This window comes from Nocardia sp. FDAARGOS_372 (assembly GCF_002554515.1).
GTDB classification, from domain to species: Bacteria; Actinomycetota; Actinomycetes; order Mycobacteriales; family Mycobacteriaceae; genus Nocardia; species Nocardia farcinica.
This window is the reverse complement of record NZ_PDDW01000001.1, coordinates 5895818-5922415: the sequence shown is the minus strand read 5'-3', so window position 1 is coordinate 5922415 and position 26598 is coordinate 5895818. Positions and strand designations below refer to the sequence as shown.

Annotated in this window: 25 protein-coding genes; 9 read left to right on the top strand and 16 right to left on the bottom strand. The window is 71.6% G+C overall.

Annotation, left to right across the window (positions count from 1 at the left end; all coding sequences use genetic code 11):
• Window positions 1-23: 23 nt before the first annotated feature.
• On the bottom strand, window positions 24-2060 hold the full coding sequence (locus CRM89_RS27550) for an MDR family MFS transporter (protein WP_098086641.1): 2037 nt from the start codon (window positions 2058-2060) through the stop codon (window positions 24-26).
• Window positions 2061-2126: 66 nt separating this feature from the next.
• On the bottom strand, window positions 2127-2774 hold the full coding sequence (locus tag CRM89_RS27545) for a TetR/AcrR family transcriptional regulator (RefSeq protein WP_086839975.1): 648 nt from the start codon (window positions 2772-2774) through the stop codon (window positions 2127-2129).
• Between the two features lie 124 nt (window positions 2775-2898).
• Between CRM89_RS27545 and CRM89_RS27540 the strand changes: the two genes are divergently transcribed.
• The 3 genes from CRM89_RS27540 to CRM89_RS27530 are packed head-to-tail and all read left to right on the top strand — an operon-like array spanning window position 2899 to window position 4673.
• Complete coding sequence (locus tag CRM89_RS27540) at window positions 2899-3774, top strand: oxidoreductase (RefSeq protein ID WP_086839973.1); 876 nt, start codon at window positions 2899-2901, stop codon at window positions 3772-3774.
• A gap of 42 nt (window positions 3775-3816) precedes the next feature.
• Window positions 3817-4293 carry a transcriptional regulator gene (locus tag CRM89_RS27535; RefSeq protein WP_098086640.1) on the top strand — a complete coding sequence of 159 codons (477 nt, stop codon included), beginning with the start codon at window positions 3817-3819 and terminating at the stop codon, window positions 4291-4293.
• A 56-nt stretch (window positions 4294-4349) separates the two neighbouring features.
• Complete coding sequence (locus CRM89_RS27530) at window positions 4350-4673, top strand: DUF3817 domain-containing protein (RefSeq protein WP_050768229.1); 324 nt, start codon at window positions 4350-4352, stop codon at window positions 4671-4673.
• A 22-nt stretch (window positions 4674-4695) separates the two neighbouring features.
• Here CRM89_RS27530 and rdgB read toward each other — a convergent pair whose 3' ends face one another.
• From rdgB to CRM89_RS27510, 4 genes are all read right to left on the bottom strand, one after another.
• Window positions 4696-5310: an RdgB/HAM1 family non-canonical purine NTP pyrophosphatase gene (rdgB, locus tag CRM89_RS27525; protein ID WP_098086639.1), complete on the bottom strand. Its 615-nt coding sequence runs from the start codon at window positions 5308-5310 to the stop codon at window positions 4696-4698.
• Window positions 5311-5312: 2 nt separating this feature from the next.
• The gene (rph, locus tag CRM89_RS27520; protein WP_011207625.1) at window positions 5313-6086 is read right to left on the bottom strand and encodes a ribonuclease PH; all 774 of its coding nucleotides are present in this window, start codon (window positions 6084-6086) and stop codon (window positions 5313-5315) included.
• Window positions 6087-6171: 85 nt separating this feature from the next.
• Complete coding sequence (locus tag CRM89_RS27515) at window positions 6172-6936, bottom strand: cyclic nucleotide-degrading phosphodiesterase (RefSeq protein ID WP_076573656.1); 765 nt, start codon at window positions 6934-6936, stop codon at window positions 6172-6174.
• A 192-nt stretch (window positions 6937-7128) separates the two neighbouring features.
• Entirely contained in the window at window positions 7129-7821 is a 693-nt protein-coding gene (locus CRM89_RS27510; RefSeq protein WP_172964585.1) for a rhomboid family intramembrane serine protease, read from the bottom strand.
• Between the two features lie 132 nt (window positions 7822-7953).
• On the opposite strand from CRM89_RS27510, the gene CRM89_RS27505 reads away from it, so the two are divergent.
• Window positions 7954-8226: a YciI family protein gene (locus CRM89_RS27505; protein ID WP_011207622.1), complete on the top strand. Its 273-nt coding sequence runs from the start codon at window positions 7954-7956 to the stop codon at window positions 8224-8226.
• Between the two features lie 46 nt (window positions 8227-8272).
• Here the strand turns inward: CRM89_RS27505 and CRM89_RS27500 are convergent, their stop codons facing one another.
• The 6 genes from CRM89_RS27500 to clpS all read right to left on the bottom strand — a co-directional run bounded on the left by CRM89_RS27500 (window position 8273) and on the right by clpS (window position 12141).
• Window positions 8273-9235, bottom strand: a complete 963-nt coding sequence (locus CRM89_RS27500; RefSeq protein ID WP_011207621.1) for a PLP-dependent cysteine synthase family protein — start codon at window positions 9233-9235, stop codon at window positions 8273-8275.
• A gap of 4 nt (window positions 9236-9239) precedes the next feature.
• Window positions 9240-9527: a MoaD/ThiS family protein gene (locus tag CRM89_RS27495; RefSeq protein WP_086839969.1), complete on the bottom strand. Its 288-nt coding sequence runs from the start codon at window positions 9525-9527 to the stop codon at window positions 9240-9242.
• A gap of 50 nt (window positions 9528-9577) precedes the next feature.
• Complete coding sequence (locus CRM89_RS27490; RefSeq protein WP_086839967.1) at window positions 9578-10039, bottom strand: Mov34/MPN/PAD-1 family protein; 462 nt, start codon at window positions 10037-10039, stop codon at window positions 9578-9580.
• Between the two features lie 94 nt (window positions 10040-10133).
• Window positions 10134-11192, bottom strand: a complete 1059-nt coding sequence (locus tag CRM89_RS27485; protein ID WP_098086638.1) for a P1 family peptidase — start codon at window positions 11190-11192, stop codon at window positions 10134-10136.
• Window positions 11193-11206: 14 nt separating this feature from the next.
• Window positions 11207-11776 (bottom strand): DUF2017 domain-containing protein, encoded by a 570-nt coding sequence (locus tag CRM89_RS27480; RefSeq protein WP_041559895.1) that lies wholly within the window; start codon window positions 11774-11776, stop codon window positions 11207-11209.
• Between the two features lie 44 nt (window positions 11777-11820).
• Window positions 11821-12141 (bottom strand): ATP-dependent Clp protease adapter ClpS, encoded by a 321-nt coding sequence (gene clpS / locus CRM89_RS27475; RefSeq protein WP_011207616.1) that lies wholly within the window; start codon window positions 12139-12141, stop codon window positions 11821-11823.
• A 101-nt stretch (window positions 12142-12242) separates the two neighbouring features.
• On the opposite strand from clpS, the gene CRM89_RS27470 reads away from it, so the two are divergent.
• The 3 genes from CRM89_RS27470 to CRM89_RS27460 are packed head-to-tail and all read left to right on the top strand — an operon-like array spanning window position 12243 to window position 16280.
• Window positions 12243-13559 carry a nicotinate phosphoribosyltransferase gene (locus CRM89_RS27470; protein ID WP_011207615.1) on the top strand — a complete coding sequence of 439 codons (1317 nt, stop codon included), beginning with the start codon at window positions 12243-12245 and terminating at the stop codon, window positions 13557-13559.
• Window positions 13560-13596: 37 nt separating this feature from the next.
• The gene (locus tag CRM89_RS27465; RefSeq protein ID WP_098086637.1) at window positions 13597-14166 is read left to right on the top strand and encodes a nicotinamidase; all 570 of its coding nucleotides are present in this window, start codon (window positions 13597-13599) and stop codon (window positions 14164-14166) included.
• Window positions 14167-14225: 59 nt separating this feature from the next.
• Entirely contained in the window at window positions 14226-16280 is a 2055-nt protein-coding gene (locus tag CRM89_RS27460; protein WP_041559894.1) for an ATP-dependent DNA helicase, read from the top strand.
• Between the two features lie 240 nt (window positions 16281-16520).
• On the opposite strand, the gene CRM89_RS27455 is transcribed toward CRM89_RS27460, so the two are convergent.
• From CRM89_RS27455 to glgP, 3 genes are all read right to left on the bottom strand, one after another.
• Window positions 16521-17075: a DoxX family protein gene (locus tag CRM89_RS27455; RefSeq protein ID WP_228821978.1), complete on the bottom strand. Its 555-nt coding sequence runs from the start codon at window positions 17073-17075 to the stop codon at window positions 16521-16523.
• A gap of 103 nt (window positions 17076-17178) precedes the next feature.
• Window positions 17179-18450, bottom strand: coding sequence for an NCS2 family permease (locus CRM89_RS27450; protein WP_170986955.1), 1272 nt, complete (start codon window positions 18448-18450; stop codon window positions 17179-17181).
• Between the two features lie 277 nt (window positions 18451-18727).
• Window positions 18728-21301, bottom strand: a complete 2574-nt coding sequence (gene glgP, locus CRM89_RS27445; protein ID WP_060592987.1) for an alpha-glucan family phosphorylase — start codon at window positions 21299-21301, stop codon at window positions 18728-18730.
• 131 nt (window positions 21302-21432) lie between these two features.
• Between glgP and CRM89_RS27440 the strand changes: the two genes are divergently transcribed.
• Entirely contained in the window at window positions 21433-23436 is a 2004-nt protein-coding gene (locus CRM89_RS27440) for an alpha-1,4-glucan--maltose-1-phosphate maltosyltransferase (protein WP_086840006.1), read from the top strand.
• Window positions 23433-25667: a 1,4-alpha-glucan branching protein GlgB gene (glgB, locus tag CRM89_RS27435; protein WP_371392025.1), complete on the top strand. Its 2235-nt coding sequence runs from the start codon at window positions 23433-23435 to the stop codon at window positions 25665-25667. The genes CRM89_RS27440 and glgB overlap by 4 nt, the downstream gene beginning before the upstream one ends.
• A 25-nt stretch (window positions 25668-25692) precedes the next feature.
• Here glgB and CRM89_RS27430 read toward each other — a convergent pair whose 3' ends face one another.
• A complete protein-coding gene (locus CRM89_RS27430; protein ID WP_041559893.1) occupies window positions 25693-26541 on the bottom strand; it encodes a tetratricopeptide repeat protein in 849 nt (282 codons plus the stop codon).
• Window positions 26542-26598 lie beyond the last annotated feature (57 nt).

Here is a 26598-nt window from a genome sequence, read left to right as displayed (position 1 = left end):
CGCGAGTATTCGGCGGCAAGCCGTCAGCGCACCGCCACCGCCTCGGGTTCGTGCAGTTGTTCGTCGAGCAACTTGTTCGCGATCACGTCGAGCGCCTGCTCGAGCAGTTCGCGGTCGCGCGGATCGCCGTCGTCCGCGAGTTGCAGGCGCTCGCGCAGCCAGCGCCGCCAGGCCGCGCGCACCCGATCCATCTGTGCCTCCCCGGCCGGGGTCAGCCGCACCTCGTCGGCGCCGATCTCCACCTGCCCCGCGGCCGCGACCCGGGCGAAGAACGGTTCGAGCACCTCCCCGGGCAGCCGGTGCGCCGCCGCGATCGCCGACAACCGCGCCGCGCCACGCAACCGGGTGTGCAGGGCGATCTGCCCGAGCACCCACGCCTCGCCCCGGCCCATACCACCGCCCGCGTCGGCGAGGATGGCGGGCGTGACCGGCCCCTGCGCCCGCGCCCGGCGCAGCGCCTCGGCGACCGTGCGCTCGAGCAGATCGGCCCGATCGGCCGACTGCGGCGCCGAAAACCCCTCGCCCACTTCCCCCGCCGCCGTGCGCGCGCTGTCGCGCAACGGCACCTCTTTCAGGAACCAGGCCACCACGAAACCGATCAGCGCCACCGGCACCACCCACCGGAAGACGTGCTCGATGGACATCGCGTAGGCGTCGATGATCGGCACCGCCTGCTCGGCGGGCAGGCCACGCAACGTCTCCGGATCGGCCGCCGCCTCCGGCGAGACCACCCGCACCTCGGTGAGGGCCGCGGTGAGGTTCGGGGTCAGCTGATTGCTGTAGAGGGTGCCGAACACCGCGGTGCCGAACGCGCTGCCCAGCGTGCGGAAGAAGGTGACCCCCGAGGTGGCCGTGCCCAGGTCGGCGTAGGGCACGGTGTTCTGCACGACGATGGTCAGCACCTGCATGGCCAGGCCGATCCCGAGGCCGAGGATCAGCATGTACAGCGACTCCAGCCAAGTGCTGGTCTCGCGCCCCATCGTCGACATCAGCAGCAGACCCAGCGCCATCACCGCGGTGCCCGCGATCGGGAAGTACCGGTAGCGCCCGGTCCGCCCGACCACCTGGCCGGAGATGATCGAGGTGAGGAACAGGCCCGCCACCAGCGGCAGCGTGCGCACGCCGGACATGGTGGCCGAGATGCCGTCCACGTACTGCAGATACGCGGGCAGGTAGGTCATCGCGCCGAGCATGGCGAAGCCGACGATGAAGCTCAGGATCGAGCAGACGGTGAAGACGTTGGACCGGAACAGCCGCATCGGCAGCATCGGCTCGGCGGCGCGCGATTCCACGGCGACGAACCCCGCCAGCAACACCACCGCCGCGGCGAACAGCCCGAGGATCTGCCAGGAGCCCCACGCGTACTCCTGCCCACCCCATTCCAGGCCGAGGATCAGGCAGGACACCCCCAGTGCCACCAGCCCGATGCCGGCGTAGTCCACGATCGGCTTGGCCGCGGCCCGCACCCGCGGGATGGTGCGCGCCGCGGCCAGGATCATCAGGATCGCCAGCGGCACGTTGACGTAGAAGCACCAGCGCCAGCCCGCGTGATCGGTGAACAGGCCGCCGAGGGTCGGGCCGACGACCGTGGTGACACCGAACACGGCGCCGAGCGCACCCTGGTACTTGCCGCGTTCGCGCAGCGGGATGATGTCGGCGATCAACGCCATCGAGGTCACCATCAGCCCGCCCGCGCCGATCCCCTGCACGCCGCGCGCCAGGATCAGCAGCAGCATTCCGTTCGCCAGCCCGGCCAGCATCGAGCCCGCGATGAAGATCAGGCCGCTGAGCTGGAAGACCAGCTTGCGGCCGAACAGGTCGCCGAGCTTGCCCGCCAGCGCGGTGGCCACCGCCTCGGCGAGCAGGTAGGCCGTCACCACCCAGGCCATGTGTCCGGCGCCGCCCAGATCGGCGACGATGGTCGGCAGCGCGGTCGAGACGATGGTCTGGTCGAGGGCGGCCATCAGCATGCCGAGCACGATGGTGCCGAACACGACGTTGATCCGCGCCCGGCTCATCGGCTGGTCCGGCGCATCGGCGACAGCAACGGCACCGTTCATCACCTCAGTATGGGCGGATGCGTACGGACCGGGCAGCCAGCGACACGGCGGCGAACCGCCGCGGGTTCAGGACGTCTCGATCAGCGAGACCGCCACCGGCACCAGCAGGGCCACCAGATCGTCCACCGGTGGGCGCGGGTCCGACAGCAGCCATTCGTGGGTGAGTCCGTTGATGGCGCCGATCAGCGCGGCCGCCGCCAGCCCGGACCGGCCCCGGACCCGGCCGCCCGGCACGATCCTCGGCACCACCGCCGATTCCAACAGCCGGGCCCAGGCGTGCCTGCGCTGCCTGCGGTGGCGCTCCATCCGCTCGCTGACGCCGACCACCTCGATGAAGGCCAGCTTCGCCCGGAACGGGTCCGCGCCGATCGACTCGAGGTAGGCCGTGAGCACCGCGGTGAGCGCGGTATGCGGGTCTGCGATGTTCGGATCACGACCCCGGCCGACCCCGGCCAGTGCGCCCACGACCGCGTCGGCCGCCTCGTCCTGGATCCGGTCGTAGGCGGCTGCGAGCACGTCTTCCCTGGTTTCGAACTCCTCGTAGAACTGTCGTTTGGACAGTCCGGCGGCGGCGCACACGTCGGCCAGCGAGCAGTCGGTGTAGCCGCGCTCGGCGAACAGCCGGGTGGCGGCGTCGAGGAAGCGCAGCCGGCGCTCGGCCTTGCGCTCCGCCACGGCCCGCCCGCCGTACTGCCTGCCCACCGAGGTCGTCACGTCCCCACCGTAGCGAACCCGCCCGGCCGCCCGGCATTTTCGGCCGCGAGCCCGTAGCGTGCGAACCGAAGCCCGGTCCCGATCGCCTCTTCCCCCGGAACTTACTCCAAAGTAAGGTTGTCGCATGGCGTGGAACCCGACCCAGATCCCGGACCAGACCGGCCGGACGTTCGTGATCACCGGCGCGAACGGCGGCCTCGGCGCCGAGACGACGAAAGCCCTGGCCGACAAGGGCGCGACCGTCGTCATGGCGTGCCGCAACGTCGCCAAGGCGCAGCAGGTCGCCGACGGCATCCCCGGCGATGTGCGCGTCGCCGAACTCGACCTCGCCGACCTCGCCTCGGTGCGCGCGTTCGCCGAGCGGGCCGAGGAGTTCGACGTGCTGATCAACAACGCCGGCCTGATGTACATCCCGTTCTCCCGCACCGCGGACGGCTTCGAGACCCAGTTCGGCGTCAACCATCTCGGGCACTTCGCCCTCACCGGCCTGCTGCTGGACAAGATCCGCGACCGGGTGGTCACCCTGGCGAGCATCGCGCACCGGCAGACGCCCAAGCTGTGGATCGACGACCTCAACTACGAGCGGCGCCGCTACTACCGCAATCTCGCCTACGCCCAGTCCAAGCTGGCCAACCTGATGTTCGCCCGGGAGTTGCAGCGCCGCCTCGCCGAGGCGGGCTCACCGAAGCGCTCCTACGCGGTGCACCCGGGCGTCTCGGCCACCGAACTGTTCGCCCGCACCGAGACCCCGCTCGACCGCATCGCCAAGCCGATCATCCGGCTCGTCGGGCATCCGCCCGCCAAGGCCGCGCATTCGACGCTGTTCGCCGCGACCATGCCCGACGCCGACCCCGGCACCTACTGGGGCCCGAACCGGCTGTTCCAGAGCCAGGGCCCGGTGGAGCCCTCGCCCTCGACGCGGCTGTCGAAGAACCCGGAACTGATGCGCAGGCTCTGGGCCGAGTCCGAGCGGATGACCGGGGTCACCTACCCCGTCTGAGCACCCACCTCCGCCTACGTGTCGTGTAGTAGACGGGGTACCGTGGTAGGCGTGTCCGCTTCACCGCGTCGCCCGGCCGGCAAGGACCGGGCGTACAACCGCCCGGCCCTGATCGCGCTCGTGCTGGTGGCCGCCGTGATCTGCCTGGCCCTGGGCTGGTGGCAGTGGGAGCGGTTCGAATCGGCCAGCGGCACCGGCCAGAACCTCGGCTACGCCTTGCAGTGGCCGCTGTTCGCCGCGTTCGTGGTCTTCGCCTACTTCCGGTTCGTGCGGCTGGAGAGCGAGTCGACGGAGGGACCGGCCCCCGCCGAACCCGCCGCCACCCGCCGGCCGCGCAAGGACCGGCCGCGCGAGATTCCCGCGGGCATCCTGCCCGAGCGGCCCACCGCCGCCCGCGCCGCGGATCCGGTGCTCGCCGAGTACAACCGCTACCTGGCCGAACTGCACGCCGCCGATGTCGAGGAGCAGGTCCGCGCGGCCCGGCTCGACCTCGGCAAGACCGAGAGGAGCGCTGGGTGAACGCCGGCGACAACGAGACCGTCTCCGTCGACCGGCCGGCCGCCCCGGCGTCCGCGGTGGACCCCGCCCGGCGGGCCAAGATCAAGAGCGCGCTGCTGCGCTACCGGGTGCTCGCCTGGTTCACCGGTCTGTGGCTGCTGCTGCTCACCGGCGAGATGATCGCCAAGTACGGATTCGACGCCGACCCGCCGAGCTGGATCGCGATCGTGCACGGCTGGGTCTACTTCGTCTACCTGATCCTCACCGCCGACCTGGCGCTGAAGGTGCGCTGGCCGCTGGGCCGCACCGTGGGCACCCTGCTCGCCGGCACCGTTCCGCTGCTGTCGTTCTTCGTCGAACACGCCAACGCCAAACAGGTCAAGCGCGACTTCGGCGTCTGAGTCCGCCCCCCGACCGATCCGCTCAGTCCGTTCGGTCGGCGAGCGCGGCCAGGGCCGGAAGCAGGTGGCGCAGGGCGCGGCCGCGGTGCGAGGCCGCGTCCTTGGCCGCGGGTGTCAGCTGGGCGGCGGTGACGTCGCCGCCGTCCGGCACGAACAGCGGGTCGTACCCGAAACCGCCCTCCCCCATCGGTTTCCGGCCGATCGTCCCGGGCCATTCGCCGCGCACCACGGTCTCGGTACCGCCGGGCACCACCAGCGCGCACGCGGAGACGAAGCGCGCGCCGCGGCGCTCGTCGGGCACGTCGCGCAACTGGGCGAGCAACAGCGCGTTGTTGGCCGCGTCGTCGCCGTGGGTGCCCGACCAGCGCGCCGACAGCACGCCGGGCATCCCGTTGAGCGCGTCCACGGCGAGGCCGGAATCGTCGGCGACACAGGGCAATCCGGTCGCGGCGGCGCCGTCACGCGCCTTGGCGAGCGCGTTCTCCTCGAAGGTGGCGCCGGTCTCGGGTGCCTCGTCGTAGGGCGGCACGTCGTCGAGTCCGACGATCTGCACCCCCGCCACCCCGGCGTCGTCGAGGATGCGGCGCAACTCGGCCAGCTTCTTGGCGTTACGGCTGGCGACCAGGACGCGCGCCATCGTCACTTCCGTTTCGCCGGTTCGGCGGGCTCGGGCAGCACACCCGGATACGGCAGCGCCAGCGCCTCCTTCTGCACCGCGAACAACTGCTCGCAGCCGGCCAGCGCGGCATCGAGCAGCTTGTCCAGCGTCGACCGCGGGAAGGTGGCGCCCTCGCCGGTGCCCTGGATCTCGACCAGGGTGCCGGTGTCGGTGGCGACCACGTTCATGTCGACCTCGGCGCGCGAGTCCTCCTCGTACGGCAGGTCCAGCCGCACCCGGCCGTCCACCACGCCGACGCTCACCGCGGCGATGGCGCACGAGATCGGCTGCGGATCGGCCAGCGCCCCCGCCGCGCCCAGCCAGGTGACCGCGTCGGCGAGTGCCACGTAGGCACCGGTGATGGCGGCGGTCCTGGTGCCACCGTCGGCCTGCAGCACATCGCAGTCGATGGCGATGGTGTTCTCCCCGATCGCGGCCAGGTCGATGCAGGCCCGCAACGAGCGCCCGACCAGCCTGCTGATCTCCTGGGTGCGCCCGCCCACGCGCCCCTTGACCGACTCACGGCCGGAGCGGGTGTGGGTGGCCGCGGGCAACATCGCGTATTCGGCGGTGAGCCAGCCCAGCCCGGAGTCGCGCCGCCAGGCGGGCACCCCTTCGGTCACGCTGGCGGTGCACATCACCCGGGTCTGCCCGAACTCGACCAGCACGGAACCGGCTGGATGCGTGGTGAATCCACGGGTGATCCTTACCTCGCGGAGCTCATCGTCCGCCCTGCCATCGGCTCGTCTCGACACGGGCCAAGCCTAAACGACGTGCCGCGACGGTCTCCGGCGCAACCCCCATCCCCCGAGCGTGGCGCGCAGGCCGCTCGGCGACGGCTCAGAGATCGAAGACCTCGCCGGGCGCGACGGCGTGGACCGGGCCGGTGAACTCGGCCTTGGCCTCGGCGATCACGTCCTCCCGGGAGGTCCACGGCGGAATGTGGGTGAGCAGCAGCTCCCCGACCCCGGCGCGGGCGGCGATGCGGCCCGCCTCGGTGCCGGACAGGTGGATGCCGGGCGGCCGGTTGGCCGGGTCGTGGGTCCAGGACGCCTCGGCCATCAGCACGTCGGCGCCCTGGGCCAGCTCCTGCACCGCATCGCACATGGCGGTGTCGCCGGTGTAGACGAAGGTGCGCCCGGCGTTGGTGGTGATCCGCAGACCGTAGGACTCCGGCGGGTGGAACATCCGGCGCGCGGCGATGGTGTGGCCGGGGCCGAACTCGACGGTCTCGCCCTCCTGCCAGGGCCGCAGATCGATCACGTCGGACCAGTCGTCGCATTCGCCGCCGACCTCGGCCGAAGCGTTGCCGATGCGCAGCGCCGAATCGGAGGGGCCGCGCACGATCGCGCGCCCGACCGGCGGGGTCGGATGGTAGCGCCGCCACACCAGCAGGCCGGGCAGATCGAGGCAGTGGTCGGCGTGCAGGTGGGTGAGGAAGATGTCGACCTCACCGGGATCGGCGTAGCGCTGCAGCGCGCCGAGCACCCCGGGGCCGAAGTCGATGACCACCGGTGTCATGTCCGGGCCGGTGAGCAGGTATCCCGACGCTGGGGAGTCCGGGCCGGACACACTGCCCGAGCACCCGAGGACGGTAAGGCGCATGCCCACATGCTGCCACGACGAAATCTCGCTCACGAAACGATCCCCCGAAAATCCCCGCGGGCCTCCCGGTCGTGCTGGGGCGCCGTGCATCCCCCCACCACCCGGCCACGAACATCGACGTCCATTGCCCGAGGGTACCCACCGGGCACTCCGGCCATGCCCGCGAGCCCGAATGCGGCGCGGCCCAAGGCTTTACACCCGCGCGGCGGCCGGTGGCCCGGCCTGGGCCCCGCGGCGGCGCCCGGCCAGCGTCCTGGCCGCGACCACGCCGCCGACCGCCCCGAAAAGATGTCCCTGCCAAGAGATCCGGTCGGGGCCGGGCAGCACGCCCCACAGCAGGGAGCCGTAGCACGCCAGTACCACCAGACCCAGCACGATCTGGCCGAGATTGCGGGCGAACCACCCGCGCAGGATCAGGAAGGTGAGCCAGCCGAACACCAGTGCGGACGCGCCGAGGTGCACGGTGCCGCTCCCACCGGTCAGCCAGGTGCCCAGCCCGGCGACCACCCAGATGATCGCGGTCGCCGCCAGACCGCGCAGGATGCCCGCGATCAGCACGAGAAACCCGAGGACCAGCACCGGCAGCGTGTTGGCGAGCAGGTGATCCCAGCCGTGGTGCAGCACCGGCGCCCACAGGATGCCCCACAGGCCGTCCAGCTGACGGGGGTGGATGCCGGCGTCGTCGAGTTGGGCCTTGCCGTCGAGGCTGTCGACGCCCTCGATGCCGTAGAGCAGCGCGACGAACCCCGCGATCAGGACCGCGGCCCGCGCCCACAGCTGCCGCATCCCCGCGAACCCGCCCGGCCGCGACGGCGTGGTGGTCGTCGCGCCGTCCGCCCGCGCGCGCAGTGCCGCGATGCGTTCCGGATCGAACGACGCACCCATACCCGGACCACCGGACACGGCCACCTCCCGGAGGCTGACGGACTCGACGCCTTCGAGGGTACCGAAACCGGCGTTTCCGGCAGCTCGCGCAGAAGCCCGGTCGATGTCGGCACCCGCTCGTAGCATCCCCCCATGCGCTACGTCCTGTTCTACGAGTCGGCCGACGACGTGATGCCGCTGGCCATGCAACACTTCCCCGCCCACCAGGCCCACTGGCAGCCCTTCGCCGAGGCGGGCACGCTGCTCGGGATCGGCACCTTCGGCGATCCGCAGACCGAGGGTTCGATGGCGATCTTCCGCACCAGGGAGGCGGCGGAGGAATTCGCGCGCGCGGACCCGTTCGTGCTGAACGGCGTGGTGAAGAACTGGGTGGTGCGCGCCTGGGACGACGCCATGAGCACGTGAACGCTCGCGCGTCGCGAGCCCACGGCGTCGCCGGCTCGCCGGCGGCTCAGGCCCAGAGCTGGCCTTCCAGCCTGCTCTCGGCGTCCTCCAGGGTGCCGTCGTAGGCGCCGGTGGACAGGTACTTCCAGCCGCCGTCGGCGACGATGAACGCGATGTCGGCGCGCCTGCCCGCCTGCAGCGCCTTGCGGCCGATGCCGAGCGCGGCGTGCAGGATCGCACCGGTGGAGATCCCGGCGAAGATGCCCTCCTCACCGACCAGCTCGCGGGTGCGCTTGACCGCGTCGTAGGGGCCCACCGAGTAGCGGGTGGTGAGCACGGTCTCGTCGTAGAGCTCGGGGATGAAGCCCTCATCGATGTTGCGCAGCCCGTACACCAGCTCGCCGTAGCGGGGCTCGGCCGCGACGATCTCGATGCCGGGCACCTGCTCCCGCAGGAAGCGGCCGGTGCCCATCAGCGTGCCGGTGGTGCCGAGCCCGGCCACGAAGTGGGTGATCTCGGGCAGGTCGGCGAGCAGTTCGGGTCCGGTGGTGTCGTAGTGCGCCTGCGCGTTGGCGGGGTTGCCGTACTGGTACAGCATCACCCAGTCCGGGTTCTCCGCGGCGATCTGCTTGGCCAGCGCGACGGCCTGGTTGGAACCGCCCGCCGCCGGCGAATCGATGATGCGCGCGCCGTACATGGTGAGCAGCTGACGGCGTTCCACGGAGGTGTTCTCCGGCATCACGCAGACCAGCTGATAACCCTTGAGCTTGGCCGCCATCGCCAGCGAGATACCGGTGTTGCCGCTGGTCGGCTCGAGGATGGTGCAGCCGGGGCGCAGCCGCCCCTCGGCCTCGGCCTGCTCGATCATCCGCAGCGCGGGCCGGTCCTTGACCGACCCGGTGGGATTGCGGTCCTCCAGCTTCGCCCACAGCCGCACGTGGTCGTCGCCGTCCCATTTCGGCGACAGGGTGCGCAGGCCGACCAGCGGCGTGTCACCGAGGGTGGCGATCAGCGATTCGTAGCGTGCCACGGATTCAGCGCGGATCCGGGGCGCCGCCCGCCACCGCGGGCAGAATGGTCACGCTGGCGCCCTCGGGCACCTCGGCGGCGAGCCCGCCGGCGAAGCGGACGTCCTCGTCGTCGACATAGATGTTGACGAAGCGGTTGAGCTTGCCGTCCTTGAGCAGTCGCTCGGCCAAGCCGGGGTGGTTGGCGTCGAGGTTCTCGATGAGCGCCGACAGCGTCGCGCCCTCGGCCTGGACGCGCTTCTCGCCGCCGGTGAGGCCGCGCATGATGGTCGGGATGGACACGGTTACCGACATGGGTTCTCCTCGGAGTTGCTCGTTCGGTGATGCTCGGGGACGAAACCGGCTCAGGCGCCGGGCGTGACGGTGTCGTGGTCGTCGGTGCCGGTGGCGGTGTCGTAATCGTCGACGACGCGGACCGGCTCCTCGGTGACCACGCCGTCGAGGATCCGGTAGCTGCGCAGCTCGTGCTGCTCCGGATCGCGGGTGGAGATCAGCACGTAGTGCGCGTTCGGCTCGGACGCGTAGGAGATGTCGGTGCGGCTGGGGTAGGCCTCGGTGGCGGTGTGCGAGTGATAGATGACCACCGGCTCCTCGTCGGCGGCGTCCATCTCGCGCCACACCTTCAGCTGCTCCCCGGAATCGAAGCGGTAGAAGGTGGGCGACCGCTCGGCGTTGGTCATCGCGATGAAGCGCTCGGGGCGGTCGGAGCCCTCGGGCCCGGCGATGACGCCGCAGGCTTCGTCGGGGTGATCGGCGCGGGCGTGGGCGACCATCGCCGCCACCAGATCGGACTTGATCACCAGCACCAGATTCGAACCTTTCCGCGCACCTGCTCGTCACAGCCGTCAACGAGCCAGGATATGTGGCTATTCCCGGCGGATCGGACCCGGGGCGGCGGGCTCAGGAGGGGAACAGGTCGCGGTAGGCGGGCACGCCCGCCACCGTGGTGGCGGTGAGCACGGCGTCGACCACCGCCCGTTCCACGCAGACCGCGGCGGCCGTGCAGACCGCGTCGAGCACCAGCAGTTCGGCCGGAAACGCCGAGGGCAGCGGGACGCCGGGCGGCTGCACCGCGCCGGTGGCGACGCCGAACAGGGTGTCGCCGTCGAGCGGGGAGTGCGCGGGCCGGATCGCGCGGGCGAGCCCGTCGTGCGCGGTGGTCGCCATGCGGCGACAGCCCGCCGGATCGAGCGCGGCGTCGGTGGCCACCACCCCGATGGTGGTGTTGAGAACGGTGCCCTTGACGGGCAAGGCGTTGGCCGCGGCGAGCTGTTCGGGTGTCGGCGGCCGCAGACCGAATCGCTCGGGACCGTCGGTGCCCACCCCCCACGGCAGCCCGGTGCGCGGATCGAACACCGAACCCACCGGGTTGGCCACGACGAGCGCGGCCACCGTGACACCCGCGGCGGGCCCGTCACCGAGTACCACGCTGGCGGTGCCGACACCGCCCTTGATCGAGCCCGCGCGAGCGCCGGTGCCCGCGCCGACCGAGCCGCGCGCGAACTCCGTGCCCGCGGCTTGCGCGGCCAGCCGGCCGAACTCCGCGGTGGGGCGGATGTCCCAGGCGCCGACGGGCAGGTCGAAGATCACCGCGCCGGGCACGATCGGCACCACCCGGGCGGGCTCGGCCGGGTCCATCGGGATGCCTTCGCCGTGTTCCTCCAGCCAGCGCATCACCCCGTCGGCGGCGGCCAGACCATAGGCGCTGCCGCCGGTGAGCAGCAGCGCGTGCACCTGGCGCACCGTATTGGCCGGATCGAGCAGATCGGTCTCCCGCGTGCCCGGCCCGCCACCGCGCACGTCGACCGCGGCGGTGACCCCGCCCGGCGCCCGCACCACGGTGCAGCCGGTGGCCGCACCCGCACCGAGCGAGGCGTCGGCGTCGAGGACGTGGTGGTGGCCGACCAGCAGCCCGGCCACATCGGTGAGCGCGTCGCGCGGACCGGGAACCGCCGTCATGCCGTAGTCCTCCCCTAGGGCGCGAGTGCTTGCAGCAGGCTGTCCTGCATCCAGGTGAGCCAGTGGTAGACGTCCAGGTGCGGCGCCCGCGGATCGTCCGGATCGAGCTGGTCGGGCGTCTCGGCGTCGATGCCGAGCACGGTGCCCAGCGCCAGCCGCACGTCGGTGAGCGCGCTCAGCCAGGCGTCGGCCTGCTCGGGGGTGAGCACGATCTTGCCGCCGCGGGCGGGCACGGTGTCGAGCACGACCGAACCCGCGGCCAGCTTGGCGTCGATGATCTCCGGTTCGTGCAGCGCGCGCAGGGCGCTGTTGAGTCCGGCCCGGTCGGCGTCGGGGGAACCGGGCTCGCTGCGATGGAAGTCGGGCAGCAGCCGCGCCAGCCGCGGATCGTCCGGCGGCGCGGTGTTGCCGGTGCGCAGGCCGGTGAGCGCGCTCAGTTCGTCCTCGGGCGCGGACTGGGCCCGTTCGGCCAGCAGTCCCGAGACCGCGCCCACCAGCGAGCGCAGCACCTCGGCCTCGTGCGCGTCCATCTCGGCGCGCAGCTTCAGGCCGCCCAGCGAGTTCTTCCTGGTCCACTTACGCACGGCTGCTCGTCCCATCACGCACGAGCGCCAGGGTAGTCGCAGGGTCAGTCGTCTCGCTGCATGGTGGCCCAGAGGCCGGCGGCGTGCAGTCGGCGGACGTCGTGCTCCATCTTGTCGCGCGATCCGGACGAGACAACGGCTTTGCCTTCGTTGTGCACCTGCAGCATCAACTCGGTCGCCTTGGCTTTGCTGTAGCCGAAAAGCTTCTGGAAGATGTACGTCACGTAGTGCATCAGGTTGACCGGGTCGTCCCACACGACAGTCACCCACGGACGGTCCTCCGCCTCCAGGATCTCGGTGTATTCCACCGCTTCCGGAGTCGCCTGTGCCGCCGACAGTGTCAGGTTCGTATTGCACAAGCCCATAACGTCAAGGGTACGACGCGGCTCGCGATACTCAACACCCCCGCCGGACCCGGCCGGATCGGGCGAGCGCGCCCCCGGTACCCGCTGTCTACAGTGACGGAGTGGACATCCGCGACCAGGTCACCACGAGCACCGCGCTGCTGACCGATCAATACGAGCTCACCATGCTGGCCGCCGCGCTCGCCGACGGTTCGGCCGCGCGCACCTGCGCGTTCGAGGTGTTCGCCCGGCGCTTGCCGCACGGGCGCCGCTACGGCGTGGTCGCCGGTACCGGGCGGTTGCTCGAGGCGCTGCGGCACTTCCGCTTCGGCGAGCCCGAGCTCGCGGTGGTGGCGGGGTTCCTCGACGAGCGCACGCTGAACTGGTTGCGCGAGTACCGCTTCACCGGCGACATCGACGGCTATCCGGAGGGCGAGCTGTACTTTCCCGGCTCCCCGATCCTGTCCGTGCGCGGCAGTTTCGCCGAGTGCGTGGTGCTGGAGACGCTGATCCTGTCGATCTTCAACCACGACAGTGCCATCGCCTCGGCGGCGGCCCGCATGGTCTCGGCCGCCGACGGCCGCCGGATGATCGAGATGGGCTCGCGCCGCACCCACGAAGCGGCCGCACCCGCCGCGGCCCGGGCCGCCTACCTCGCCGGTTTCGACGCTACCTCGAATCTGGAGGCGGTGCGCCGCTACGGCGTGCCCGGCGCGGGCACCAGCGCGCACGCGTTCACCCTCCTGCACAGCGGCCGCGACGGCGCGCACGAGGCCGAGGCGTTCCGCAGCCAGGTCGCCGCGCTCGGCGTCGGCACCACCCTGTTGGTCGACACCTTCGACATCACCGAGGGGGTGGCGACCGCGATCCGGGTGGCCGGGCCGGAGCTGGGCGGCGTGCGCATCGACTCCGGCGACCTGGGTGTGCTGGCCCGGCAGGTCCGCGAGCAACTGGACGCCCTCGGCGCGACCAAGACCCGCATCGTGGTCTCCGGCGACCTCGACGAGTACGCGATCGCCGCGTTGCGCGCCGAACCCGTCGACGTCTACGGCGTGGGCACCTCGCTGGTCACCGGTTCCGGCGCGCCGACCGCGGGCATGGTCTACAAGCTGGTGGAGGTCGAGGGTGTGCCGGTGGTCAAGCGCAGCAGCCACAAGGAATCGCGCGGCGGTGCCAAGCGGGCACTGCGGCTGACCAAGAGCTCGGGCACGATCGTGGAGGAGATCGTCTACCCGGCCACTGCCGAGCCGCCGCCCACCGACGGCTTCGAGGCCAGGCAGCTGCTGGTGCCGCTGGTGCGCGGCGGTGCGGTCGTCGACGACCTGCCGACGCTCACCGACGCCCGCGACCTCGTCGCGCGCGGGCTGGTGAGCCTGCCGTGGGAGGGCCTCAAGCTCTCCGACGGCGAACCCGCCGTGCCCACCACCTTCGTCTCCTGAGCGGGGCCTACCCTGTCGGGCGGGGTAGCCTCGGGGCATGAGGCGGGCGCTGATCATCGTCGACGTGCAGAACGATTTCTGCGAGGGCGGCTCCCTGGCGGTCACCGGCGGCGCCGCGGTCGCCGATCGGATCAGCGATCACGTCACCGGTAGCGACTACGCCGCCGTCGTGGCCACCCGCGATTACCACATCGACCCGGGCCCGCACTTCTCCACCGCTCCGGACTACGTCGACAGCTGGCCGCCGCACTGCCGGGTCGGCACACCGGGCGCGGACTTCCACCCGAACCTGGACACCGCCGTGGTGCAGGAGATCTTCTCCAAGGGCGAATACTCGGCCGCCTATTCGGGTTTCGAGGGTGCCGCGGCCGACGGCACGGCGCTGGCCGAGTGGCTGCGCGACCGCGGCATCGACGCCGTCGACGTGGTCGGCATCGCGACCGACCACTGCGTCCGCGCCACCGCCCTGGATGCGCGCACGGCCGGTTTCGACACGCGGGTGCTGCTGAACCTGACCGCGGGCGTGGCGCCGGAGACCGTGGACAAGGCCCTGGTGCAGCTGCGGGAGGCGGGCGTGGAACTGGCCGGGGAGCTGCCCGGCCGGTAGGACGCCGCCGCGCGCCTTCGCTCGCTCGCGGTGTCGGTGCCGGGCAGTAGGCTGCACGCGTGCCCGAACTGCCTCCCACCGCCGAACTCCTGGCCACCGCCGTGCGCGCGCTCGGCGGCAAGGAACGTCCGGGCCAGGTGCGGATGGCCGCGGCCGTCGACCACGCCATCGACACCAAACAGCACCTGGCCGTGCAGGCGGGCACCGGCACCGGCAAGTCGCTGGCGTACCTGGTGCCGAGCCTGCGGCACGCGGTGCGCACCGGCCGCACCGTGGTGGTCTCCACCGCGACGATCGCCCTGCAGCGTCAGCTGGTCGACCGGGACCTGCCGCGCCTGGCGCAGGCACTGGCCGGGCCGCTCGGCCGCCCGCCGCGCTTCGCGATCCTCAAGGGCCGCAACAACTATCTGTGCCTGAACAAGATCAACAGCGCCGTCCCGGACGAGCCCGCCGAGGCCGAGCTCTTCGACGCCTTCGCCATCTCCCGGCTCGGCCGCGAGGTGCAGCGGCTCAACGAATGGGCCTCCGACACCGAGACCGGCGACCGGGACGAGCTGGCGCCCGGCGTCAGCGACCGGGCGTGGCGGCAGGTGAGCGTCTCCTCCCGCGAATGCCTGGGCAAGTCCCGGTGTCCGTTCGGGCAGGACTGCTACGCCGAGCGCGCCCGCGGCGAATCGGCCCAGGCCGACGTGGTCGTCACCAACCACGCGCTGCTGGCCATCGACGCCATCAGCGGCATCCAGGTGTTGCCCGAGCACGACGTGGTGGTCATCGACGAGGCGCACGAGCTGGTCGACCGGGTCACCGGGGTGGCCACCGCGGAGCTGTCGGCCGCGAGCATCAGCGCCGCGGCCCGCCGCTGCGCCAAACTCATCGACGAGCGCGAGGTCGACCGGCTCGAGGGCGCCGCGGAGGCCTGGCACGAGATCCTCGACAATCTGCCGCCCGCCCGGTGGGACCGGCTGCCCGAGGGCGCCGCGCAGGTGCTGGCGCTCATCCGCGACTCCGCGTGGAACGCCCGCACCGAGCTGTCCCCGCCCGGCAGTTCCACCGCCCAGGGCGACCCGGACACCGCGGCGGCGCGCAACTTCGCGGTGGCGGCCGTGGAGGAGGTGCACGACAGCGCGGTGCGCGCGCTCACCGCCTTCGACGAGCCCGACCCGGCCGCCCGGCGCGACGTGATCTGGCTGGCGGCCGAGGAGAGCCGGGGCGGGGTGCCGCGCAAGACCGTGCGGATGGCGCCGCTGTCGGTCGGTGGGCTGCTGCGCGCCCGGCTGTTCGGTGCGGCCACCGTCGTCCTCACCTCGGCGACACTGCAGATCGGCGGTTCCTTCGACAATCTCGCGGTCACCTGGGGCCTGCCCGCGCAGTCCGGCGATCGCGTCGACCCCGCGACGGCGAACGGCGGCCGAGCGCCCTCGGACACCGAGTCGATCCGCTGGAGTTCCCTGGATGTCGGCTCCCCGTTCGACCACGCCAAGTCCGGCATCCTCTACGTCGCCAAGCATCTGCCGCCGCCCGGCCGCGACGGGCTGCCGCCGGCCTACCTCGACGAGATCGAGCGGCTGATCGACGCCGCGGGCGGACGCACGCTCGGCCTGTTCTCCTCGATGCGCGCGGCCCGCGCGGCCGCCGACGCGATGCGCGACCGCCTGAGTACCCCGGTGCTGTGCCAGGGTGAGGACGCCACCGGCGCGTTGGTCGGCAAGTTCGCCGACGATCCGGAGACCTCCCTGTTCGGCACCCTGTCGCTCTGGCAGGGGGTGGATGTGCCGGGCCCGTCGCTGAGTCTGGTGATCCTGGACCGCATTCCGTTCCCCCGCCCGGACGATCCGCTGCTGGCCGCGCGCCAGCGGGCGGTCGAATCCCGCGGCGGCAACGGCTTTCTCACCGTGGCCGCCAACCATGCCGCGCTGTTGCTCGCCCAGGGCACCGGCCGGCTGCTGCGCAGCGTGGACGACCGCGGTGTGATCGCGGTGCTCGACTCCCGCCTGGCCACCGCGCGATACGGCGGCTACCTGCGGGCCACACTGCCACCGTATTGGGAGACAACGGATCCCGACGTGGTGGCCAAGGCGCTGCGCCGACTCACCGCCGACGCCGCTAAACTGTGATCTGACGCACAAAACCTGCTCTATGGTTCCGGACGGAACTACATTGAGCACCGGTACCTCGGTGGATACCCAATTCCCGCGCCGACGTATCCGGTCCCCGCGCCAAGCCCTGCACGCGGCGCGGGGCCACCGCCTTCCCCGATCGCCCACGGCGGATAGGGTTTTCACGCGAGCGCGGCGCGGGCGGCCGATCCCGGCCCCCACGCCGCGCGCCCCGGCGGTCTCAGTCCCGTACCGAGATCACAAGGCCCACTTGAGGATCAGCGTCAGCACCGCGGACACCACGGCCAACCCCAGCACGCCGACGCCCCACACCAATCCGTTGCGCTCCCACGGCCGCCCGGCATCGAGGGCGTAGCGACCCGCACCGGTGAAGCCGAGCCCCGCGGCGACGGCACCGAACAACAGCCCCATCTCCCAGCCGCCCTGGCCGAAAAGGCCGGGGCCCCAGGTCGCGTTGATCGCGTTGATCATGGTGCCGAGCGCGATGGCCGCGGCCAGCGGAGTGAACAGGCCGAATGCCAGCAACAGGCCGCCGACGAGTTCGGTGAGCCCGGCCAGGGTGCCGAACAGCGCGCCGGGGTTGTAGCCCATCGCCTCGAACATGGCGTTGTTGGCGTCCAGGCCGGGGCCGGAGAACCAGCCGAACAACTTCTGCGCGCCGTGCGCGGCCAGCAGGCCGCCGAAGACGACACGCACGATCAGCAGGCCGATGTCGGCGGCGGCGGCGTTGTCGAGTGCGGTGGTGGTGATGGTGTCGCGGTCGCGGACGGGAGCGGTATGCGTCGTGGTCATGATCAGTCCCTGCGGTCGTTCCGGCTCGGTCGTTAGGCTCGGCAACTAAACGGACTCCAGTCCGCTTGTCGCACAACCCCTTCCAACCGGCGAGCCCGCGGACCTATTCCGCGAGGAAGAAGAAATATCCGAGGAACACCACCAGCAACGCCCACATCGCCGGGTGTACTTCCCGGATCCGGCCGCGCGCCGCCATCACGATCGGGTAGAAGACCATGCCCATCGCCAGCCCGTTGGCGATCGAGTACGTCAACGGCATCATGATGATGGTGATGAACGCCGGGATCGAGTACTCCAGCGCGGTCCACTCGATCTGCCCCAGCGAGCGCGCCATCAGGATGCCGACCACGATCAGCGCCGGCGCGGTGACCTCCCCCGACGCGGCCACCACCGAGAAGATCGGGTAGCAGAACATCGCCAGCAGGAACCAGCCCGCCGTGGTCACCGCCGTGAGCCCGGTCCGCCCGCCCGCGGTGACGCCCGCGGTCGACTCGACATAGGCCGTGGTGGTGGAGGTGCCGATGACAGCGCCCGCGGTGGTGCCGACGGAATCGGCGGCGAAGGCGCTCGCCGCGCGCGGCAGCTTGCCCTGCTTGTCCAGCAGGCCGGCCTGATTGGCCACGCCGATCAGCGTTCCCGAGGCATCGAAGAAGTCGACGAACAGCATGGTGAGCACGACGACGGCCATCTGCGCGGTGAACGCGTCGGGCAGGTGGATGATCGCCTGGCCGAAGGTCTGGTCCAGCCCGCGCGGCAGCGCCGCCACCCCGCTCGGCAGATCGACCAGGCCGGTGACGATGCCGAGCACCGCGGTCAGCACGATGCCGTAGAGCACCGCGCCGTGCCAGCCCTTGACCAGGAACACGATCGTGACGACCAGACCGAACAGGGCCAGCAGGGTGCGGCCCTCGGTGAAGTCGCCGAGGGTCACGAAGGTGGCCTCGCTGGAGGCGACGATGCCCGCGTTCTTCAGGCCGAGGAACGCCACGAACAACCCGATGCCCGCGCCGACGGCGAGCTTGAGTTGCAGCGGGATCGCGTCCAGGATCCGCTCGCGCACCTTGGTGACCGCGAGCACGAAGAAGATCACCCCGGACAGGAACGTGCCCGAGAGCGCCACCTGCCACGGGATCCCCATCCCGAGCACCACCGAGTAGGCGAAGAAGGCGTTGAGGCCCATGCCCGGCGCCAGCGCGATCGGGTACCGGGCCCACAGGCCCATCACCAAGGTGCCGAACACGGCCGCGACCGCCGTCGCGGTGAAGACGGCCTGCATCGGAATGCCCTTGTCGCCCAGCGCGCCGCCGTCGCCGAGGATGCCGGGGTTCACCGCCAGCACGTAGGACATCGCCAGGAACGTGACGGTGCCCGCCATGATCTCCCGCCGTACCGTCGATCCGGTGCGGGTGATGCCGAAGTAGTCGTCGAGACGACTCAGGCCGCGGGGCTGCGCGTCGGTGGCCAAGGCGGTTCTCCGGTTCTTCCAGGTGGGGCAGGGGGATGAACGGACGGTAGCGGAGAATTCACCGGTTCGCGCCGCGGGGTCCCGCTGCCGGGCGCCGGAGTGACCCGGCACACGGCCGCTGCCGTGCCGGTCCCCGCCCGGCGGCGGTCGAGAGTGACCGTGCCGGGCGTGCACCGGCGGCCCGGCGTCAGCCGCGCGGCGCCGCGATCAGGCCCAGCTCGGCGGGCGAGGCCAGCAGCTCGTGGCGCGGCAACACCCGCACGGTGTAGCCGACCGCACCGGACAGCGGTACCGGCGTCTCGACCGTGAACAACTCGACACCGCCGTCGGAACCGGTGTGGGCCATCTCGACGGTGGTCACATCGCTGAGGTCGTCACCGGGCGACACCCGGCCCAGCACCGCCTGCACGGTCACGTCGGCGACCGCGAGCCCGCCCAGGTCGACGCGCGCGGTCAGCGACAGCGGCGCACCGATCACGGGGGTGTCGGGCAGGCCGGCGCTGTCCACCTGGATCACCTTGACCGCGGGCCAGGCCGCCTCCACCCGCCGTCGATACTCGGCCAGCGCCCTGGCGCCCGCGTAGTCGTCGGCACTCACCCGCCGGTAGGCCGCCGCGGCCGGGCCGTAGTACTCGACGGCGTAGTCGCGCACCATCCGTGAGGCCAGCACCTTCGGGCCGAGCGTCTGCAGGGTGTGGCGCACCATCTCCACCCACCGCACCGGCATGCCGTTCGCGTCGCGGTCGTAGAAGCGCGGCGCGACCGAACGCTCGAACAGCTCGTAGAGGGCGGCGGCCTCGAGGTCGTCGCGGCGGTGCTCGTCGCGCACGCCGTCGGCGGTCGGGATGGCCCAGCCGTTCTCGCCGTCGTACATCTCGTCCCACCAGCCGTCCCGGATGGACAGGTTGAGCCCGCCGTTGAGCGCCGACTTCATCCCGGAGGTGCCGCACGCCTCCAGCGGGCGCAGCGGGTTGTTGAGCCACACGTCGCAGCCCCAGTACAGGTATCGGGCCATCGACATGTCGTAGTCGGGCAGGAACACGATCCGGTGCCGCAGTTCCGGGTCGTCGGCGAACCGCACCACCTGCTGGATCAGCGCCTTGCCGCCGTCGTCGGCGGGGTGGCTCTTGCCCGCCACCACCAGCTGCATCGGCCGGGTGGGATGCAGCAGCAGCGCGCGCAACCGCTCGGGGTCGCGCAACATCAGGGTCAGCCGCTTGTAGGTGGGCACCCGGCGGGCGAAGCCGACGGTGAGCACATCGGGGTCGAAGACCTGATCGATCCAGCCCAGCTCGGCCTCGGCGGCGCCACGTTCCAGCCAGGAGGCCCGCAGCCTGCGCCGCACCTCCGCCACCAGCGTGGCGCGCAGGGTGTTGCGGGTGGACCACAGTTCGGCCGGATCGACCTCGCGCAGCTTCTCCCAGCCGCGCCCCTCCTCCGCCAGCTCCACCCCGACGAGTTCGCGCGCCTTGTCGATCCATTCGCGCGCGGCCCAGGTGGGCGCGTGCACGCCGTTGGTCACCGATCCGATCGGCACCTCCTCGGCGTCGAAACCCGGCGAGAGCGGGGCGAACATGCCGCGGCTCACCTCGCCGTGCAGCCGGGAGACGCCGTTGGCCCGCTGCGCCAGCCGCAGGCCCATGTGCGCCATGTTGAACACCGCCGGGTCCGGCTCGCGGCCGAGCGCCAGGATCCGGTCGACCGAAAGCCCGGGCAGCAGCGCCGATTCCGGCTCGCCGTGCGCGCCGCCGAAGTACCGGCGCACCATCGGCATCGGGAACCGGTCGATGCCCGCGGGCACCGGAGTGTGCGTGGTGAACACCGTCGCGGCCCGCACCACCGCCAGCGCGGTGTCGAAATCCATCCCGTCGGCCACGTATTCGCGGATGCGCTCCACCCCGAGGAAGCCCGCGTGGCCCTCGTTCATGTGGAAGACCTCCGGATCGGGCAGCCCCTCGGCGCGGGTGAACGCCCGCACCGCGCGCACGCCGCCGATCCCGGCCAGGATCTCCTGGCGGATGCGGTGGTCCTGGTCGCCGCCGTAGAGGCGGTCGGTGACCGCGCGCAACTCCGGATCGTTCTCCGCGATGTCGGAGTCCAGCAGCAGCAGCGGCACCCGCCCCACCTGCGCGATCCACACCCGGGCCCGCAGTACCCGCTGATCCGGCATCGCCACGTGCACCAGCACCGGCGCGCCCTCGCTGGTCAGCAACCGCAGCGGCAGACCCTGCGGATCCAGCGCCGGATAGTGCTCGATCTGCCAGCCGTCGGCCGACAACGACTGCCGGAAGTACCCGGACCGGTACAGCAACCCGACACCGATCAGCGGCAACCCCAGGTCCGAGGCGGCCTTGAGATGGTCGCCCGCCAGGATGCCCAGACCGCCGGAGTAGTTGGGCAACACCTCGGTGACGCCGAACTCCATGGAGAAGTAGGCGATACCGCGCACCCCGTCCTCGCGGCCCTGCCGCTGGAACCAGGTCGCCGCGTCGAGGTAACCGCGCAGATCCGCGGCGGCCGCGTCGACCCTCGCCACGTAGCCGGCGTCGGCGGCCAGCTCGTCGAGCCGGGCGGCGGGCACCTCCCCCAGCATCCGGACCGGATCGCGGCCGACCTCGCGCCACAGCTGCGGATCGATCGCCGAGAACAGATCCTGGGTGGGCGGATGCCACGACCACCGCAGATTCGTGGACAGCTCCCCCAGGGCCGCCAACCGCTCGGGCAGATGGGCACGGACAGTGAACCTGCGCAAAGCCTTCACCGGCTAGACCCTACACGGCCGCCGCGGCCGTCGCCGTCCACGAACAACGCTCTCAACAGGCACAACCGCCCCCGGTCGCCCTGTGGATGCCGAGCCGCCGCGGCCGGTGATCTTCCAGTAGGTTGGTGCACGTGACCGGCCGCATCGCCATCGATGACACTGCCCCGTCCATTCCCGGCGGCCGCCCGGCCAAGGCCGTGGTGGGCGAGGTGTTCCCGGTGCGTGCCGTGGTCTGGCGCGAGGGGCACGACGCCGTCGCCGCGACGCTGGCGGTGCGCGGGCCCGGCGCCACCCGGCCCACCCGGATCAGGATGACCCCCGATCCCGAGCCCGACGTGTTCAACGCCACCTTCATCCCGAACACGCCGGGCACCTGGACCTTCCGCATCGAGGGCTGGGGCGACCCGATCGCCACCTGGCGCCACGCGGTGGAGGCCAAGCTCGCCGTGGGGCAGAGCGCGGCCGACCTGGCCAACGATCTCGAGCTCGGCGCCCGCCTCCTCGAGCGCGCCGCGCAGGCGCTGCCCAAGGCGAAGTTCGAGAAACTGCGCGCCGCCGCCGCGGCGCTGCGCAGCGACGAGCAGTTGCCTGCCCGGGTGGCGCCCGCCTTCGGCGCGGAGGTCGCCGAGATCCTGCGCACCACCCCGCTCCGCGATCTGGTCACCCGCGGCCCGCAGCACTGCGTGGCCGTCGAGCGCCCGCGCGCGCTGTTCGGCTCCTGGTACGAGTTCTTCCCGCGTTCCACCGGCGGCCGGGACGCCGAGGGCAGGCCGGTGCACGGCACCTTCGCCACCGCCGCCAAGGAGTTGCCGCGCATCGCCGGCATGGGCTTCGACGTGGTGTACCTGCCGCCGATCCATCCGATCGGCGAGGTGAACCGCAAGGGCCGCAACAACTCCCTCGTCGCCGAGCCCGGCGATGTCGGCTCGCCCTGGGCCATCGGCTCGAAGGACGGCGGCCACGACGCGGTGCACCCCGCGCTCGGCACCGAGGCCGATTTCGCCGAGTTCGTCGCCACCGCCGCCGAACTCGGCCTCGAGGTCGCCCTCGATCTGGCTCTGCAGTGCGCGCCGGACCACCCCTGGGTGCGCGAACATCCGGAGTGGTTCACCACGCTGCCCGACGGCACCATCGCCTACGCGGAGAACCCGCCGAAGAAGTACCAGGACATCTACCCGGTCAATTTCGACAACGACCCCGACGGCCTCTACGCCGAGGTGCTGCGGATCGTCCGGCACTGGATCGGCTTGGGCGTCAAGATCTTCCGGGTCGACAACCCGCACACCAAGCCCGCCGACTTCTGGGAATGGCTCATCGCCACCGTGCGCAAGGACGACCCCGACGTGGTCTTCCTGTCCGAGGCGTTCACCCGCCCCGCCCGCCTCTACGGCCTGGCCCGGCGCGGATTCAGCCAGTCGTACACGTATTTCACCTGGCGGGTGGCCAAGTGGGAGCTCACCGAGTTCGGCAACGAGCTCGCGGCCAAGGCCGACGAGGCGCGCCCCAACCTGTTTGTCAACACCCCCGACATCCTGCACGAGAGCCTGCAGCACGGCGGTCCCGGCATGTTCGCCATCCGGGCGGTGCTCGCCGCGACCCTCTCCCCCACCTGGGGCGTGTATTCCGGCTTCGAGCTCTTCGAGCACCAGGCGGTCCGCCCGGGCAGCGAGGAATACCTGGACTCGGAGAAGTACGAGCTGCGCCCCCGCGATTTCGCCGGCGCGCTGGCGCGCGGGGAATCCCTCGAACCGTGGCTGACCCGCCTCAACGAGATCCGCCGCGCGCATCCGGCCCTGCAACAGCTGCGCTGCCTGCACTTCCACCACGTCGACAACGACGCGCTCATCGCCTACTCGAAGTTCGACCCGGTCAGTGGTGACGCGGTCCTCACCATCGTCAACCTCAACCCGTTCGGACCCGAGGAGGGCTTCATCTCCGTGGATCTGCCGGCGATCGGGCGCGAATGGCACGACCACCCGGTGGTCTTCGACGAGGTCAGCGGCGAGGAATACCACTGGGGACAGACCAACTGGGTGCGCTTGGACCCGGCCCGCGCCGTCGCGCACATCATCGCGCTGCCGCCGGTGCCCGCCGCCCTGCGCACCCCGCTCGCGCACCGGCGGAGCCTGCGATGAGCGGCCCCGAGGATCCGGCCGACCGCCGCCACGGCGAGTTGCCCGCACCTCGCCGCGACATTCCGCGCCCGCTGGTCGAACGCCGCGATCTCATGTTGCTCGCCGCGGGCACGCACCGCGATCCGCACACGGTGCTCGGCGCGCATCCGCACCCCGACGGCACCGTCGTGCGGGTACTGCGCCCGCACGCGGCCAAGGTGAGCGTGCGCGTGGGCGGCGTCGACCATCCACTCGACTCGGTGGGTTACGGCGTCTTCGCCGCGGTGCTCCCGCACCCCGAGCTGATGGACTACCGGATCGTCACCGAGTACCCCGGCGGTCCGACGGTGATCGCCGCCGACGGCTACCGCTTCCTGCCCACCCTCGGCGAACTCGACCTGCACCTGATCGGCGAAGGCCGCCACGAACACCTCTGGCACGTGCTCGGCGCCCATCCGCGCCGGTACACGACACTGGACGGACCGGTGTCGGGCACGTCCTTCGCCGTCTGGGCACCGAACGCCCGCGGTGTCACGGTGATCGGTGATTTCGACGGCTGGAGCGGCAACACCGCGCCCATGCGCGCCCTCGGCACCTCCGGCATCTGGGAGGTTTTCGTGCCGGACGTGGGGCCCGGCACGAAATACAAGTACCGGGTGCACGGCGCCGACGGCCGGGTCGTCGATCACGCCGACCCGCTCGCCTTCGCCACCGAGCTGCCGCCCGCCACCGCCTCCGTCGTCACCGGCAGCGACTACACCTGGCAGGACGCGCAGTGGCTGGAGCGCAGGCGCAGCACCGACCCGACCCGCTCCCCGATGAGCGTCTACGAGGTGCACCTCGGCTCGTGGCGGCCCGGCCTCGGCTACCGCGAACTGGCCGAGCAACTGGCCGACTACGTGCGGGCGGCGGGCTACACCCACGTCGAACTGCTGCCGGTCGCCGAACATCCCTTCGGCGGCTCCTGGGGCTACCAGGTCACCTCGTACTACGCCCCCACGGCCCGCTTCGGCTCCCCCGACGACTTCCGCGCGTTCGTCGACCACCTGCACGGTGCGGGCATCGGCGTGCTGCTGGACTGGGTGCCCGCGCATTTCCCGCGGGACGAGTGGGCGCTGGCCCGCTTCGACGGCACCCCGCTCTACGAGCATCCCGACCCGCGCCGCGGCGAACAGCTCGACTGGGGCACCTACGTCTTCGACTTCGGCCGCAACGAGGTGCGCAACTTCCTGGTCGCCAACGCCCGGTTCTGGATCGAGGAGTTCCACATCGACGGCCTGCGCGTGGACGCCGTCGCCTCGATGCTCTACCTGGACTACTCGCGCGGCGAGAACTGGGAACCCAACATCCACGGCGGCCGGGAGAACCTGGAGGCCGTCGCCTTCCTGCGCGAGCTCAACGACGTCGTGCACCGCGCGCACCCGGGCGTGGTGACCATCGCCGAGGAGTCCACCACCTGGCCGGGTGTCACCCGCGGCACCGAGGTGGGCGGCCTCGGTTTCACCATGAAATGGAACATGGGCTGGATGCACGACACGCTGGGGTTCCTGGCGCGCGACCCGATCCACCGATCCTGGCACCACAACGAGATCACCTTCTCGCTGGTGTACGCGTGGAGCGAGAACTACGTGCTGCCGATCAGCCACGACGAGGTGGTGCACGGCAAGGGCACGCTGTGGACGCGGATGCCCGGCGACGATTTCGCCAAGGCGGCGGGAGTGCGCGCACTGCTGGCCTACATGTGGGCGCACCCCGGCAAACAACTGCTGTTCATGGGCCAGGACTTCGGCCAGTTCCGCGAGTGGTCACACGACCGCGGCCTGGACTGGGGCGAACTGGACAACCCGCTGCACCGCGGCATCGCCACCGCCGTACGGGACCTCAACCGCGTCTACCGCGCCACGCCCGCGCTGTGGAGCCAGGACACCACCCCCGGCGGCTACGCCTGGATCGAGGCCGACGACCGGGACCGCAACGTGCTGGCGTTCCTGCGCTACGGCTCGGACGGCTCGACGGTGGCCTGCGTGTTCAACTTCTCCGGGGCACTGCACGGCGAGTACCGGGTCGGCCTGCCGATCGCCGGGGAATGGACCGAGATCCTCAACACCGACGCCGCCGACTACGGCGGCTCCGGCGTCGGCAACTACGGAGTGGTCCGCACCGAGGAGATCCCCTGGCACGGACGGCCGGTGTCGGCCACCGTCGCGCTGGCGCCGAACAGCGCGGTCTGGCTGGCGGCGCCGCGCGCGTAGGCGGCGCCGGATCACTACAGCCGGATCAGTACAGCGCGGCCGCGAGCTTGCGCCGCGCCGCCACCACGAACGGCTCGGCCTGGTCGAACAGTTCGAACAGCTCGAGCAGGTGGGTGCGGGCCTTGGTGCGATCGTCACCCGCGCTGCGCTTGACGACGGCGATGAGCCGGTCGAACGCGGCCTCCGGCTGCTGGTTGAGCAGTTCCAGATCGGCCGCGGCGATGGCCGCGTCCACGTTGGCGGGGTCGGCGTCGGCGGTGGCGACGGCGTCGGCGGGCACCTGCTGCGCCCTGGCCAGGAACCGCAGCTGCCGCAGCGCGCCCTTGGCCTCGGTATTGTTCGGCTCGGCGGCAAGGATCTGCTCGTAGGCGGCCTCGGCGGCCGCCATGTCGCCGCGTTCGAGCGCCTCCTCGGCGGCGACGAACCGCGGGTCCTCCTGCGGCTGGGGCTCGCCGCCGTCGCCTTCGAGCTTGCCCGCCACGGCCTGGACCACCGCGTCGATCCACTGACGCACCTGCGGCTCCGGCTGCGCGCCCTCGAAATCGGCCAGCGGCTGGCCCGCGGCGATCGCGATCACCGTCGGAATGCCCTGCACCCGCAGCGCCTGCGCGATCCGCATGTTGGCCTCGGCCTCGACGGTCGCCAGATCCCAGGTGCCGCCGTCGGCCGCCACCATCCGCTCGAGCGTGCGGACCAGCTCGACGCTGCCGGGGCTGCGCTGCGAGTACAGCGCGACCACCACCGGCACCTGCAGCGACCGGCGCAGCACCTTGGTCTCGAAATCGGCTTCCGAGACGGCGTATCCGCCGGCCGCGCCACCGGAGGCGCCCGCGGGCGGCTGCTTCAGACTGGACAGGTCCACCGCTCCGGACATGGCTGCGGCGACTGCTGGCGAAGGACGGCGTGCGGCTGGTCGAGTCACGGTTTCCAG

What these genes read in the sequence shown, in the direction of transcription:
- CRM89_RS27550 (WP_098086641.1), bottom strand. Translation starts at nt 2,060, where the DNA reads ATGAACGGTGCCGTTGCTGTCGCCGATGCGCCGGACCAGCCGATGAGC.
- CRM89_RS27540 (WP_086839973.1), top strand. Translation starts at nt 2,899, where the DNA reads ATGGCGTGGAACCCGACCCAGATCCCGGACCAGACCGGCCGGACGTTC.
- rdgB (WP_098086639.1), bottom strand. Translation starts at nt 5,310, where the DNA reads ATGGCGCGCGTCCTGGTCGCCAGCCGTAACGCCAAGAAGCTGGCCGAG.
- CRM89_RS27515 (WP_076573656.1), bottom strand. Translation starts at nt 6,936, where the DNA reads ATGCGCCTTACCGTCCTCGGGTGCTCGGGCAGTGTGTCCGGCCCGGAC.
- CRM89_RS27510 (WP_172964585.1), bottom strand. Translation starts at nt 7,821, where the DNA reads ATGGGTGCGTCGTTCGATCCGGAACGCATCGCGGCACTGCGCGCGCGG.
- CRM89_RS27505 (WP_011207622.1), top strand. Translation starts at nt 7,954, where the DNA reads ATGCGCTACGTCCTGTTCTACGAGTCGGCCGACGACGTGATGCCGCTG.
- CRM89_RS27495 (WP_086839969.1), bottom strand. Translation starts at nt 9,527, where the DNA reads ATGTCGGTAACCGTGTCCATCCCGACCATCATGCGCGGCCTCACCGGC.
- CRM89_RS27485 (WP_098086638.1), bottom strand. Translation starts at nt 11,192, where the DNA reads ATGACGGCGGTTCCCGGTCCGCGCGACGCGCTCACCGATGTGGCCGGG.
- clpS (WP_011207616.1), bottom strand. Translation starts at nt 12,141, where the DNA reads ATGGGCTTGTGCAATACGAACCTGACACTGTCGGCGGCACAGGCGACT.
- CRM89_RS27465 (WP_098086637.1), top strand. Translation starts at nt 13,597, where the DNA reads ATGAGGCGGGCGCTGATCATCGTCGACGTGCAGAACGATTTCTGCGAG.
- CRM89_RS27455 (WP_228821978.1), bottom strand. Translation starts at nt 17,075, where the DNA reads ATGACCACGACGCATACCGCTCCCGTCCGCGACCGCGACACCATCACC.
- CRM89_RS27450 (WP_170986955.1), bottom strand. Translation starts at nt 18,450, where the DNA reads ATGGCGGGCACCGTCACGTTCCTGGCGATGTCCTACGTGCTGGCGGTG.
- glgB (WP_371392025.1), top strand. Translation starts at nt 23,433, where the DNA reads ATGAGCGGCCCCGAGGATCCGGCCGACCGCCGCCACGGCGAGTTGCCC.
- CRM89_RS27430 (WP_041559893.1), bottom strand. Translation starts at nt 26,541, where the DNA reads ATGTCCGGAGCGGTGGACCTGTCCAGTCTGAAGCAGCCGCCCGCGGGC.